Below are 13355 nucleotides of genomic sequence, written 5' to 3' on the forward strand. Positions count from 1 at the left end.
GGTTACGCCGGATCCATCGTGAAGCGATATTCCTTGATCTTGCCGGTGGCGTCCTGGGAACGCGCGGCCGACAGGATGAAGCTGGCACCCGGCGCCACGATCGGCGTGGTGATGATGTTGCCGCTCTTGTCGACCAGATCGAGCACCGCGGTCGGGCGGTCGGTATCCTGCACGATGATGTCGATCGACACCTTGTCGGACTCGTTGCCGCTATCGTCGACCACGGTGAGGATGAAAGTGTGCTTGCCCACCGGAAGCGGGCTCGCCGCGCTCACGTCGACGCTGACCACCGGATCCTGCTGGACCACCGGCACATTGGGTTTGAACGTCGCCATTGTCGTTGCTCCTCAATCGTTCCACGTCCAGATGTGGCGGGTAATGTTGCTGCCGGGCGCGCCCTTCGATCCGATCGCGCTCAGCACGAAGCGTTGCCCGGCGCTGACCACGCTCGGTCCGCTGATCCGCGCGGTCGGACGGATCGACACCGGCCCGTCGGCGCGCGGGTCGAGCCCGCCCGAACCCGCGACGAAATCGCCCTCGCCGACGATCGAGCGGCCCAGCCGCACCGCTTCGAAGGGCTCGGGCTGATCGAGCCACGAATCGATACCGACCAGGGACGCAGCACCGACGATCAACGGCCGGCGTGCCTGATGCATGCTCGCCTCGACATGCGCCGGAACCGCGGCTTCGATCACATCCTTCAAGCGCGCCATTTCGTTACGGTCCTTCACCCCGCGGACCAGGACGAGCACGCGGTGCGCGAGCCGCGCGTAGAATTGTTGCACTGCCTGGGTATCGCCGCTCCGCGCGCGATCAATCTCGGGCCTGAACAAGGAGAGCAGTTCCTGCCGCGCGACATCGCCGAGGATCAGCGTGTCGCCGACGAAGCTGTTGCCCGATTGAATCAGGCCGAGCGTCAACGGGTCCTCCTCCTCGTTGAGGTCGGTACCGAGGATCGTCGCAAAGGTGCGACGCAGGCGGAAACCCTCGACCACCACGATGCTGCCGCGCGTCACCGCGCCGCCCGTGAGCATCGTACACGAACCGCCCTGGGCCATGCCGAGCGCCAACGCGCGCGTCGCCGTGTCGCCGACCGTGGCGACGGCAAGTGCGCCCGGCGCGGGAGCACGATCATCGGGATGGATCCGCGCGCCCTGATAGAGGCGTCCGCCCGTGCCCAGCTCCAGCGCGGCGAGCAGCCCGCCCAACGTTCCGTTGAGTGCCGCGGTATAGGGCGCCGCGAGCAAGGCTTGGCGCGAGCGCTCGGCGCTGTCGGCGGGATCGATTGCAACGCCGATCCACCTGCCGATCCACGGCAACGCGCTCGCGGGCGCCGCTGCGGGATCAGTCAGCAGCCACGATCCGGCGATACGCCCTTCGGTTTCGGTCAGCACGCCTTCGTAGAGGTGCAGCATCCGCTCGAGAAAGTCGTTGGGCGTCGCCGGTCCCGCCGCCGCCGCATCCGGGCCGCTGAGCGGCTCGCGATAAAAGGCCGGCAGGTACTGGTCCCGCCATGACAAACGGTTGGCATAGACGCGCAGCGCGGCGAGCTCGGGCGTCGCCTGACTATCGCCTTCGAGCGTGACGTGCAGCCATAGATAGCGGCCGGTGACGCGGCGCACTTTGCGGCCGGTCTGTTGCAGCAACACGGTCCACAGTCCGGCGCGATTGGGCCGGGGAATGCAGCCCAGCGCGCTTTCGGCGAAGGGCACTTCGCTCCGCTGCGACACCCAGCTGGCGTTGGGAATGCCTTCGGCGCGCGCTGGGGCGATGCGATGCGGCGCCCAGCCCGGCGCCTGTGCCTCGCCCGGAAGCTTGGGCGGCGTGCGGCCTTCAGTAGCCAGCGCGTTGACCGTAATCGCGCCGCCATCGGGCACCGCCGCATCGGCATAGAGCCGATGCCACACGCACCCCGGCCTCCCGGCATCGATGGGCCCGATCATCACCGATCCACTGCGCGCAAATTTGGTGCCGGAAAGCGCGCGGAGCGGGCGCTCGACGGTCGCCACACCCGCCTCCGGATCGGCTAGATAACGCGGCACAGGAGCGAGGCTGTTGGCGAACTTCGCTTCGCTAGGGTTGATCAACGGATGAATTTGGCCGCTCGGTGTCGTGACAACATCGGGCGTCGGCGCGCCCTCGATCGGGTAGAGGAAAGCCTGGCGCGCCGGCCTGTTGTTGTCGCCGGCCAGCACCGCGACCCGATCCTCGCCCACCCAGGCGAGCGAATAAGGGTAGCGCAGCCCCTCCAGCCGAAAGCGCCGCGCAAAGGCATTACCTTCGAGCGTGAGGATGCTGGCGTCCTCGCCCGGTTCCCATGCCAGCAAGGCGAGCTTGCCGCCGACGGAAGCCGCCATCGCTACTATTTCATACTCGCTCCCCAGCGGCGCAGCCCGCGCGCGGATCAGCCGAGGCGGATTGCGATTGGGCTCGACCGGGTCGAACCGTGTCGGATCTGCGTCGCGCAAGCCGGCAAACTGCAGAGGATAGCCCCGCGCCCGCCCCAACCGCCGGTGAAGCTTGTCGAACACCCAAACGCCGCCGCCGGCCATCGGCGCGATCAGATCCGCGCGAAAATCATCGCGCGCGATCCGAGCCGGGCGCCAGCGGTCGCGCAAGTCGCGCCAGGTGAGCGCACCGTCGCGGGCGATGTAGAGCACATCGTCGTCACCCAGCGCCAGATCACTCGCGCCGATCATGCTCGCCGGTTCGTCATAAGGCGGATCGAGATGGGGCGGGAACAGCTGGATCGTTCCCGGCGCGAAGCCCGAAGCCTGCACCGTCTTGCTGGTGCCGTCCCACCATGCAAAGCCGCCGAGCTGATCGGCGACCGGCGACGGCGCCGATGCCTGGGCGCGTGACCAGGTCTCGACTTCGGCCAACGCCGGCGCGGGCTGCCGCTCGGAGAGCAGGACGTGGCCGAACGCGTCCTTGAAATGGAGGCGGTCCGCGATGAAGGGGGGCTTGGCCGAAGGCGCCAGACCGAAGTCCGCGCGGCCGGCAAGCTCCCACATCGGCAGGCCGTTGACGTCCATCAGCACAGCTCCGGTACGACGGGAATGGCGAGACCGCCGGCGCCGCTGCCCGCGCCCTCGGCGCCCGGCGGCAGACTGGTCGACGAAGTGCTGCCGACGCCCACCGAGAGCATCGCCAACTCGGGCAATTGCCAAGGCGAGAGCGTGATCAGCCCGCGCCCGGTGCGATCCTCGGCAACTGGCACCCAATTGCGCCCGCGCGTCGACCGTTGGAACAGCCGCACCGGCGCGACGCTGCGTACCCCCGGTACCCGCGCGATCGCGGTTTCGATCAGTCGGTCGTCGAGCGCGCGGCCCAGCGGCCAACCCTGGCCGTCAGGGCCGCCGGGCGCGAGCGGCCAGAGATGGCGGCGAATCACTTCGGAAACCATGTCGAGCACTGCGTCGCGCTGGTTCGAATCGACCAGCTCGACCGCCGCGGTGACGCCCACCGGCACATATTCGGGGGCGATGACGTAGAGCTCTGTGGCGAGCGGCCGGCGCGAATCGAGCCACGAATAGACGCTTTCGAGCATCGTTCGGTCGGCGCGCGGGCACGGTTTCGCCGTGCCGGCGCGTTGCGGCACGACCATGACCGAAACCACTCCCGGAATGTCCCCCCGCCGCTGTTGCGGCTTGAACCGTTCGAGCACTTCGACTCGCGCCACTGGCACTCCCGGGGTACGCAACGCGAGTTCCTTAATGTCGCTTTTGGTCACGGCGCGGCCGCCGTGCCGTATCATCGCCGGGATACGCGCCTCGGCCTCCTCGATCCGTTCGGCGTCGATTCCGCCGGTCAGCGGCAGCGGCTGATTGAGCTTGAGCTTGGGCGCCCCGGCTGGCGCGGCGAGGCCCTTGAGCGCGCCTGGCGGGATATTGCCTTGCGACCCGCCGCCGGCGCGCATCGTCACCACCTGTATGGCGCGGCCCGGCGCCGGCACCGCGCCGCGCACACCGCTGCCGAAGCGGATCACTCCGGCTTCGCTGTCGAGACTGTAGACGCGCTCGCCGCGTCCCGCCGCCTCCACGTCGGGGACCTGGCGCCAGGGGCGCATCCCCTCTTCCTCCTCGACCTCGATGATCAGGCTGGCCGGATCGACCGAGTTCGTGCCGAGCGGATAGCTCTGGCCCGAGCTGCCGGTGCCGCGGCCGATCTGCTGCCGGCCGAGCGTCTGCATCTGCTCGACCATGCCGGCATTGGCGCCGGCCCAAGAGAGCTTGAACGAGGTCAGGCGCGCTTCTGGCAGCGGGCGGAGGCGTAGCCAGGCGACGATGCGGCCCGCCGTCGCCGGATCATCGATCCGCGGCGGACGATCACCGATGCCGGCATTGATATCGGCCAGCACGTCGTTGGTCGGCACGGCGAAATCATCGGCTCCCGGCAGCAGCACCCGCGTGGTGCCCGGGCGGATCAGCCCGCCGGTGCCGTCGGCGAGGATTTCGAGCGGGACATACTGATCGCCGCCGCCCTGCCCTGTGCAAATTTCCCACACGCAGGGTATCGGCGCGCGCGCCGAAATCGCCTCGAGCGTGCCGGGCATGGTGATCGCCGGCGCCAGCCCGAGGGTCAGCGCGACACGGCGATTGTCGTCGCCTCCGCCCAGCATCTTGGTCACCTTCTGGACTAGGGCGGCGTCGGGGGTCGCAGCTAGCAACGCCATCCATAGGCAGCCATCGATGCTGTCATGGACGAAATCGCGCCCCGCGGGCTCGGCCGCGCCGTCGACGAACACAGGGGTGGTGATATAGGCAGTCGGGGTGCCCGGCGCGGTGTAGAGCTGGCGCAGATCAGCGACGAGATCCGCGAGCCCCGCGCTCTCGCGCGCGTCAGGCCGGCGCTTGAGATAGCAGCGCCCCGTCACCGGCTGGACGCTGAGCTCGGCGAGCAACTCGAAATTCACCGGTTTGGCTATCGCCGAACGCATCGGCAGTACCACCCCGGTGCTCGCCAGCGGATCGTCGATGACCACTTCGACCAGCCCGCCCGCCGGCTCGGCGGCGCGCATCTGCTGGCCAAGCAGGCGCAGGAAGGCGAGCCGCTGGCGTTCGGGAATCAGATTGGCGCGATAGAGGATGGTATCCCCCAGCCAAGCGAACAGATCGACCAAGGTCCGCCCCGGATCGCCTTCGCGCGCGTCGGTCCATTCGGGGGTGTGCGCCGGGATACGGCGAACCAGATCGGCGACGAGATCGTCGAAGCTGCGATCGTCTAGGGCGGGAGGGCGGATGGGCATCAGGCACTCCCCACGGGGACGCGCGCCGCGATCTGCCCGGACGAGCCGGTCGCGCGAATGCGGTACGCGATGGTGACGATCAGCTCGCGCGGATCGTCGGCGGCGACCGCCGAGACTCGATCGAGCAGGATACGCGGCTCCCAGGCGCCGACCGCCGCGGCGATCTGCGCCTGGATGCGCGCGCGCACTTCGGTGGTGTTTGCCTGATGGATCAGCTCTTCGAGCCCCGCCCCGAATTCCGGGCGCATCAATTGCTCGCCGGGCGCGGTGCGCAGCACACATTCGATGCGCTGACGGATCGACGCTTCGAGATCGGGCCAACCGAGCCGCCCGTCGCCATCGGGCACCGGCATTAGCGGCCAGCCGATCGCCGGACGGATGTCAGCGCCGCGCGAGGAGGTGAGGATCGGCCCGCTCATGTGTCGCTCTCCTCGGGCGGCGCCGGCATTGGGATCGGCAGGCAGATCTTTATGAACATCATCCAGCGGAGAAACAGGTCGAATAGCCCGAGGAAGATGTTGAGTACGATGAACGCGCACAGAGTGATGATCGGGATCGAGAAGCTGCAGATGAAGCCGAGCGACGGACCGCTGGTCTTGCCGTCGCCGTCGGCGAGCTTTTTCAAGTCGCCGTTGAGCATGTTGGCGATCGCCGGCGGCATCTCGAAAGATACGTTGGGCTTGACCCTTTTGAGCTGCGACATGTCGGGCAGCTTGATCTTGACGCCTGGCCCGTCGCCGTCCCACCACGGCAGCACGCGGAAGCGCTCGCTGGCCGCGCTCCACACCAGTTTCTCCGCACAGCCTTCATGCCCGCGCACGCGGACAAACCCGCGCACCACGAACTGATCGGTTACGACCTCGAACTTGCCGGGGGAGCCGGCGAGATCGGCATGCCGCCGCGATAGGCAATTGAGCGCTGCCTGAGTCAGCCGATTGCCAAGATTGGTGTCGATCCGAGGCCATTCGAGCGGCATCTTGAGCGCGTCGTTAGCATTGGGCTCGCGATCGATCAGGATCTTCACTGCCTTGGTGGCGAAGGTCGCGGCGTCGGTGCTGCTGGTGACGCGATTGCCACTCTTGGTCAGCGGAAGGGGGATCGTCTTCAACAGCGCCATCATCGCGCGCGCCTCGGCGCTGGTCCCGAAGGCGTCGAGTTCGACGCTCAATTGCTGGAGGAAGATGCCGAGCGCGTTGATCTGTCCCTGGTCGGCAGGCCGCGCAGTGCCGTCTGGGCGCTTGCCCGCGGGCTCGAGCGCATTCCACTTGCGGCGGAGCGCCTGCCCGGGACGCGGCAAGCTGGTCGGCGCCCGCGGCTTGAGGAATTCGGAGAGATGCCCGACCAGGTCGATGCGCGCCTGACCCGACATGCCGGCATAATTGATCGGCGTCGGCGGTGCCGAGCTGCGCGTGCTGTCGCCGACCGGGATCACTCCGAACAGGATTGTCCGTCCGAGCTTCGCGCAGATATCGGGCGGAACGAGATGCAACGGCAGCACGTCTTCGTGGAATTGCGGCTTGACCCTGCGCGCGGCGACCAGCGCGCGCGCGGCGCGATTGGCGGCGTGGAACGCCTGATCACCGCGTACCCCGGGGTCGGCATCGGGATCGGGGATCAAGGTCCAGCCGGCGATCGAACGTGGCGCCTTCATCCAGCCGTCCCAGCGACTGCCATGGACGCGGCGGATCACCATGCCCTTGTCGGCGAGCTTCTTCGGGTCGATCCGCGGCGAGCCCGGCTGGCGGCAGAATACTTCGAACAGCACGATCTGCGCCTTGCGATGCGTCGGCAGACCGAGTTCGAGCACGTGATCGCTCTGGCCGCGGCGCACACCGTGCATAGCCGCCAGCGTGGTCCGCCAGTCGTCGGCGGAGAGCTGATCGAACAAGGCCTCGACGAAATTATCGATCGGCGCGGTGGCGATCAGCGTGGTTGCGCCACCGCCGCCGAGCGGCCGAATCACGATGTCATGCGCCTGTTGCGGCGGCAGCTGGCGCGCCAGACGGCGCGCCACCGCGGGGTGCGGGCGCGTCGGCGCAGGGAGGAGCGTGGGCGTCACCATACATTCCCCGCGCCTGGCGAGTAGCTCGACGATACCACGGAGCTGGCGATCAGCGTGTTGCACTGCACCGTGCCCGAAAAGGTCGCCATGCTGGTGTTGACGCTCACCGAACTGGCAGTGACTGTGACGGTCGACGCCTGGACCTCGCATTGCGACGATGTCTGGATCGACACGCCCGACGTACTCATCTCGAACGTGTTGCCGGCGACTTCGAGCTTGATCGAGCCACCGGCCTGATCGGTCAGCGTCGCCCTGGCACCGGCGGGCGTCTCGATTTCGACCATTTCCTGACCCGCGGATTCCTCGACGATCGCGATGCGCGTGCCGTTCTTGCCGCAGATCGCCCAGCGATCGACGGCGTTGCCCGGCAAAGTCTCGGGGATACCGGTCGCGCCGTTCCACAAGGTGCCGATCACGATCGGGTTGGTGGTGTCGCCGGCGAGGAACTGGACGATCACTTCGCAGCCCACATCGGGAATGAAGAAGGCACCGTAATTATCCCCGGCGAAGGGCACCGCGACGCGCGCCCAGATCGGCGCCTCGCCTTCGGGATCGGCCGACAGCAACTGGACCTGCACCCGCGACTGGGACTGCGGGTCCTGCACCGAGACAACCTTGGCTATATGCGCGCCCGAAAGCCATTGCGCCGGCGCGGGGAAGAGCCCCACGGGGTTCATGCCGGGTCTCCCAGATAGGCACATTCGGCCTCAAAATCGGTGCGGTAGCCGTCGCTGCGGTCATAATGGTGTACTGCGCGGGTGACGGCATATTGATTGGCGAAGCGCGGGTTGAGCCCGGCGAGTTCGACCCAGCTGCCGACGCGCAGCTGCCCATTGCCCTGCGCGGTACCGAAGGCGCGGACGAAGGCCCGGGCACGGCGCTCGCATTCGGTTTGCGCGATCGCCTGCGCATCGCCGCTGGTCATCGGCCCGAATCGACCGAGATGGAGGCTGACGCGCGAGAATTTGGCCGAGAGCGTGTCGGCGCCGCTTTTGCCAGCACCAGGGCCGTACCCCCCCGCCGGCTTAGTCTCGTTGACCGCGTCGCCGCTCTTCGGATCGAAGCTGGCGATGCGGATTTCACTCACTTGCTCGGAAATGTCGGCAGTAACTCGGCAGGCGAGCAAGGTCGAACCCGCCTGCAGCGGCACAAGCGTGCGGCGGTCCTTGCCCTTGCGCCCGACCTGCAGCTTGGCGGCGACGATCTGCATGTCGCAATCGAAGCGATCGAGGATGCGGCGCAGGAAAGCGAGATCGGTCTCGTCGGTTTGCAGCCAGTCGCGCGCAATGGTGTCAACGCCATCGCGGACCTCCGGGGCGAGGCCGTAATCGCGGGCGATTGCCTTGACGACATCGCCCAGCGCCTGCTGTTCGAACAGCCTGGTCTTGCGCTTGCGGCGAAGCGGGAACAGCCGGTCCTCGGCGAGCACCGTGAGCAAGGGTGGCGCATTCTCGCGGATCTCAGCCTCGAGCCCGGTGATCTGGCCATCGAAGATTTCCGCCGCGCCGCGTTCGGCTGGGCCGGCGAACAAACGGATCCCGGCACCCAAATCAAGCGGTGAGCCGCTGCCCGAGGCAAAGGTCACCGTGCCATCGGCGACTCCAGCCGCGTCGATCACCACCAGCTCGAGGCTGGTCATCCCGCCTGGCCCCTCGATCATGCGGAACCGTTCCAGGTTCGGCGCGATCGACGGATAGTCCATCCCGCCGATTTCCAGCGTCGGCACGAAGCTCAGCAGGCTCTGGGGGTCGTCGAGCGCCATGTCAGTCCGCCCACAGCCGCTCGATGCGGTGCTGCCGGCGCCGCATCGCATGTTCGAGCCGGTCCATGTCGACGTCGCGCGCCAGCCCGGCCGCAGCGCCGCCGCTCGCGGACGCGGGTGCGGGCGCGGCGGCTGCAGCCACTTCGCTCGTCATCTCTTCCACGATCACGCCCATCTCGAACCCTTCAGAAGAATGTCACGCTGCGGCTGGAGTAGCTTTCGGCGACCACCGCCCCGCCGCCGACGAGCCGCCCGGTCACGTCGAAGCTCGAGCTCGACGTCACCATCGGCCGCGGCGGTGGGAGCAGGCGCTCCGGCTGGTAACTTGAGCTCCAGCTCGTCGTCTTCGACATGCCAAGCCCGGCAAAGGCACCCTCGTCCGCGCGCATGCCCGCCGAGGACCCGCCGAAGCTGGTCGTCGAGCTTCCGCTCGAACGCGTGGTGCCGTCGAAGCCAGTGAAGCTGCTATTGGTGTCGGTCTGGGTGACGCCATCGAACCCGGTCACGCTGGTGGTGGTCGAGCTGAACAAACCCCCGCCGCCCTCGCTCGTGCCGCCAAGCCCGCCGCTCATCGACAGGCCTGCGCCGCCCATGCTCGAACCCATGCCGAACGACGCGCCCGCGCCGAAACCGGCCGTGGCACCGGCCCCTGCCGAGAAGCCCGCGCCTGCTGAAAAGCCGGCCCCCGCCGAGAAGCCCGCGCCGCCGCCCATCCCCGCCGCCATGCCGACTCCGACGCTGCCGCCGATCCCGGCCGAAGCGCTGAGCCCCGCCGAAGCGCCCATGCCAAAGCCGATTGACACGCCCGCGCTGACCCCGCCCGACATCGAGAAGCCGGCGGCGGCGGACAAGTTGACGCCGGCTCCGGCCATCGCGGTGGCCCCGCCGCCGGCACGCATATTCTCGACTCCGTTGAACGCCGCCAGCGCGCGGCCGGCTTTGGGATCACCGGCACGCGTGGCGGCTGCAGTCAGGCTGGCGAATTTGGGCTCGGCGGGAAGCACGATCACGTCGGGCGGGGTAAAGGCCGGATCGGAGGCGCTGAAATAACTCGCCGTCTTGCTCTTATAGTCGAAGAAGGCCTTGCCGTCGCCCTTGATGCTGAGCTGGATCGTGGCGCGTAACGGCACGCCGTCCGACGACCAATAATCAAGCGTCTCGGTCAGCGACTCGATGACCCCGGTGTAGGACGCGGTGCCCCAATGGAAAGTAATCTTGGGCAGGCTGAGATTGGCCTCGTCCCTGTTTCCGCCGCTGTTTGCCGGTTTGGGCGTGCCCTTGCCGGTGGTGGCGGGGATCGCCGTTGCGAAGCTGCGCAGCTCCTTCACCTTGTCGCGAACGTCGGTGCCATCTTCGGTGGTGTCGAAGATCAGTTCGACGTCGAGCTTGGCGGTGGTGGCGCGGGCATGCTGCTCGGGCGGATCCTCGCCGAACTGGTTGGTCAGCGTGACACGCAGCGACGCGGGATTGAACTGCACGTTGAACCGCACGTTGAAGTTCGTGTCGGATCCCGGCCCGGTGAAATAGGCGGCGTTGGCTGCCGGCGTGTCGCTCATGCGAGGACTCCCGACATTTCCAGGCCTTCATGCACGAGGTGCAATTCCTCGACCGCGACATCGGTGCCCTTGGCATTGAGGTCGCCGACGCGGAACTTGACCGGCATCGCATTGCGCAGCCGCCAGCCAAAGGCGATCGCGGGCTCGGGCAATTTCTTCGAGTCCATCACCCGCTGAGTCTCTTCACCGGCGCGGACCAGCCCGATCAAGACATGGCCACGATTGGCCTTGACCGGCCTTCCGTCGATCGGGACGCTGCCGCCCCGTGCCTCGGCATCGGCACCAGTGAACACCGACCACCAGCGCCACAGCAATTGGGTGCGGATAATGCCGCGCTTGAGCACCACCGTCCCGAAGGTCACCGGGCCGGCGCGCATCGTCGTGCCGTAATTATGGCCGCCGACCTTGATGACCTTGTGCTCCATCACCGCCTCGATCCCCGAGACTTCGGAGAAGCTGCCGACGAGCCCGGCATTGGTCGTGCCCCATGGCGCGAAGCTCGATCCCTCGACTGGATCCACGGCGAGGTGGAACGCAAAATTGCCGTAGGGGACTCGGTTTTCCTCGGCGAGGTCCTTGCTCCAGCTCAGGGGCATCAGGCTGCCTCCCGCGTCGCTTCGGACGCCGCCTCGATCAATTGCAGGACCACGGAGACGCGCTCGATCGGCTGCGCCGGCAGGAAGCTCAGCGTCGCGATAACGCGACCATTGTCGATATCTGCCTGTGTCATGGTGCCGGCGTCGCAGTTGACGGTGAAAGCCTCGTCGCGGCTGCGCCCGGCAAAGGCGCCGAGCGCGCGCAGCGAATCGCACAGTGCCTCGAGCGCGGCGCGCATCCGTCCCCATAGGATCGGGCCCGACGGTTCGAACACCAGATCGTCGCCGAGGGTGCGCGACGCGCGCAACAAGATGCCCATCAGCCGCGAGGTGCCGCCGGGGCGCCAAGCGCGCTGCGGCGCCATCGAACTGTCGCTGAACAATTCGATCCGCCCGCGGCGCACGGCGAACAACGACAGCCGGTCGCCGAGCCAGTCGGCCTTGCCAGGAACGCCGCGAGCGAGGTCGCTCGAGCCGATTTCGGGAACGAGCGCAGTCACGGTCCGCAGCGGCTCGCCGGCGGCGCTGCGGAACGCGCCGCGCTGGATCGCGGAGCGCGCGATCACTGCCGCCAACGCGCCTTCGGGGCTTTCCAGAGCTTCGGGCAGATCGACTGAATCGCGTGTCGCGATCCACGGATAAGCGAGCTGCAGCCGCGCATTGCCGACCGCGCCGTCGTCGAGCAGCCGCAGCTTCGGGCCGGCGAGGTCGGGCCGGTCGAGCAAAGCGAGCGGCCAGCATTCCTCGCCGTCGCTGAACCCGCCTTCCGCGACGAAAGGTAAAGGCATTGCCGATACCAAGGTCAAGTCGCGGCGGTGGGCGGGCCCCTTTGGCCGGCCGAGCAAGTCGAGCGCGAAGCGGATCGCCCGCGACCAAGTCGCATAGCCTTCCGCATCCAGCCGTGGGGCGAGCAGAGCGGGCCGCGCTACGCGTGCTTCGGGGGTGAGCTCGGGCGCGGCAGGAGCGCAGGGTTTGAAGACTTCGGGCGGCCCCGGTGGCTCCTGTGGCGGCGGTGCCTGGCGCGGCGCGCCGGCGCACAAATCGATCAGGTCGGGCAGCAGCAACAGCGCCGCATCCTCGACGGCATAAGCGACTGCCGCGCCGGTCCAGGTTGCGGGATCGGCGGGGTCGCTGGGAGAGCCTAGCCCGCTCAGTCCGGCGAGGAGTGGCTGGCGCAGCGCAGCGTCGGCGGGCTTGGTGGTCTTCCAGGCGAGTAGCAGCCTCTTGGCCTTGGTGAAGGCCTCGGGCCCCGCGGCGGCATCGTCGAGCGCGATCGGATCGCCGGTCCGCACGACATAGGCCTTTGCGCCGCCCTCGGCGAAGAAGCGCTTGACGGCGAGGCCCAGCGGGCATGGAACCATCTGGTCCGAACCGGGGCCCATCGGGCGCCGGTCCCAGGCATAAAGCGCATCGAACTCGGACCAGCTCTCGACCGGCACCGGCAGCCCCAGCAGGCTGTCCATCCGCGCCGCCGCCGCCTTGAACACCCCCGTCGGCGTCCAGCCGTCGGCCTCCAGCGCCCCGCGCACTCCAGCCGGCAGCGCCGCCGACCGCCGGGCGACGCAGCCGACGAAAACGGCGACATCGGCGCGCGACGACAGACCCGGCGCCTGGGGCCGGCTCGCGGTGAAAGTGATGCCGGGCAACGGCATGAGAAGGCTCCCGCTCGCTCGCTGTTATTCGGTGACGAATTCCAAGTCTTCGATCGCGACCACCAGTTCCTCCATCGCGACGTCGCTGCCTCCCTTGGCGGCGAGCGTGGGCCCGGTGAACTTCATCGGCCGCGCGTTGATCAGCTTCCACCGCAGCACGGCGTTGCGCTGCTCGTCCTGCAAGGTGATCATCACGGTGCGCTTGTGCGTGGGATCGACGCGGGTGATGCGGATCCAGTCCCAGAAGTTGACTTGGCCCATGATGCCGCGCTTGAGCGTGACGTCGCCCGCCTTGTGCATCCCCGGTATCTTGCGCACCCGGTTCTCTTTATCGTTGCCCTGGCGGTATTCCATGAGCGTGATCTCGGTGCCGATCCCCGACACGTCGGAGAAGCCGCCAAGGGCGGTATTGGCAGCCTCGTTGCCATCGAATTCGACGATGAAATTATAGGCGCCGAAGGGTGTTTCGCGTGCCATCG

The 13355-nt window shown here is 67.9% G+C and carries 12 protein-coding genes; all 12 read right to left on the reverse strand.

Annotated elements, in window-relative coordinates:
- Positions 1–2: 2 nt before the first annotated feature.
- From BR78_RS0112800 to BR78_RS0112855, 12 genes are read right to left on the reverse strand one after another with little or no spacing between them, the layout of a single operon-like run.
- Positions 3–335, reverse strand: a complete 333-nt coding sequence (locus BR78_RS0112800) for a hypothetical protein (protein WP_029936631.1) — start codon at positions 333–335, stop codon at positions 3–5.
- A 12-nt stretch (positions 336–347) separates the two neighbouring features.
- Positions 348–3035 carry a phage tail protein gene (locus BR78_RS0112805; protein WP_029936632.1) on the reverse strand — a complete coding sequence of 896 codons (2688 nt, stop codon included), beginning with the start codon at positions 3033–3035 and terminating at the stop codon, positions 348–350.
- Positions 3035–5248, reverse strand: a complete 2214-nt coding sequence (locus tag BR78_RS0112810; RefSeq protein ID WP_029936633.1) for a putative baseplate assembly protein — start codon at positions 5246–5248, stop codon at positions 3035–3037. Before BR78_RS0112810 ends, BR78_RS0112805 begins: the two co-directional genes overlap by 1 nt.
- Positions 5248–5667, reverse strand: coding sequence for a GPW/gp25 family protein (locus BR78_RS0112815; protein ID WP_029936634.1), 420 nt, complete (start codon positions 5665–5667; stop codon positions 5248–5250). The genes BR78_RS0112810 and BR78_RS0112815 overlap by 1 nt, the downstream gene beginning before the upstream one ends.
- Complete coding sequence (locus BR78_RS0112820; RefSeq protein ID WP_197021371.1) at positions 5664–7307, reverse strand: hypothetical protein; 1644 nt, start codon at positions 7305–7307, stop codon at positions 5664–5666. The genes BR78_RS0112815 and BR78_RS0112820 overlap by 4 nt, the downstream gene beginning before the upstream one ends.
- Positions 7304–7987, reverse strand: coding sequence for a phage baseplate assembly protein V (locus BR78_RS0112825; protein ID WP_029936636.1), 684 nt, complete (start codon positions 7985–7987; stop codon positions 7304–7306). Before BR78_RS0112825 ends, BR78_RS0112820 begins: the two co-directional genes overlap by 4 nt.
- On the reverse strand, positions 7984–9072 hold the full coding sequence (locus BR78_RS0112830; RefSeq protein ID WP_051683322.1) for a phage late control D family protein: 1089 nt from the start codon (positions 9070–9072) through the stop codon (positions 7984–7986). The genes BR78_RS0112825 and BR78_RS0112830 overlap by 4 nt, the downstream gene beginning before the upstream one ends.
- Position 9073: 1 nt before the next feature.
- Entirely contained in the window at positions 9074–9247 is a 174-nt protein-coding gene (locus tag BR78_RS21755) for a hypothetical protein (protein ID WP_156022314.1), read from the reverse strand.
- A gap of 10 nt (positions 9248–9257) precedes the next feature.
- Positions 9258–10628 (reverse strand): CIS tube protein, encoded by a 1371-nt coding sequence (locus BR78_RS20555; RefSeq protein WP_037566685.1) that lies wholly within the window; start codon positions 10626–10628, stop codon positions 9258–9260.
- Entirely contained in the window at positions 10625–11224 is a 600-nt protein-coding gene (locus BR78_RS21990) for a phage tail protein (protein ID WP_051683323.1), read from the reverse strand. The genes BR78_RS20555 and BR78_RS21990 overlap by 4 nt, the downstream gene beginning before the upstream one ends.
- Complete coding sequence (locus BR78_RS21995) at positions 11224–12876, reverse strand: hypothetical protein (protein WP_029936639.1); 1653 nt, start codon at positions 12874–12876, stop codon at positions 11224–11226. Before BR78_RS21995 ends, BR78_RS21990 begins: the two co-directional genes overlap by 1 nt.
- Positions 12877–12900: 24 nt before the next feature.
- Positions 12901–13353, reverse strand: a complete 453-nt coding sequence (locus BR78_RS0112855) for a phage tail protein (protein ID WP_029936640.1) — start codon at positions 13351–13353, stop codon at positions 12901–12903.
- Positions 13354–13355 lie beyond the last annotated feature (2 nt).

The organism is Sphingomonas sp. UNC305MFCol5.2, assembly GCF_000712135.1.
Classification (GTDB): domain Bacteria; phylum Pseudomonadota; class Alphaproteobacteria; order Sphingomonadales; family Sphingomonadaceae; genus Sphingomonas.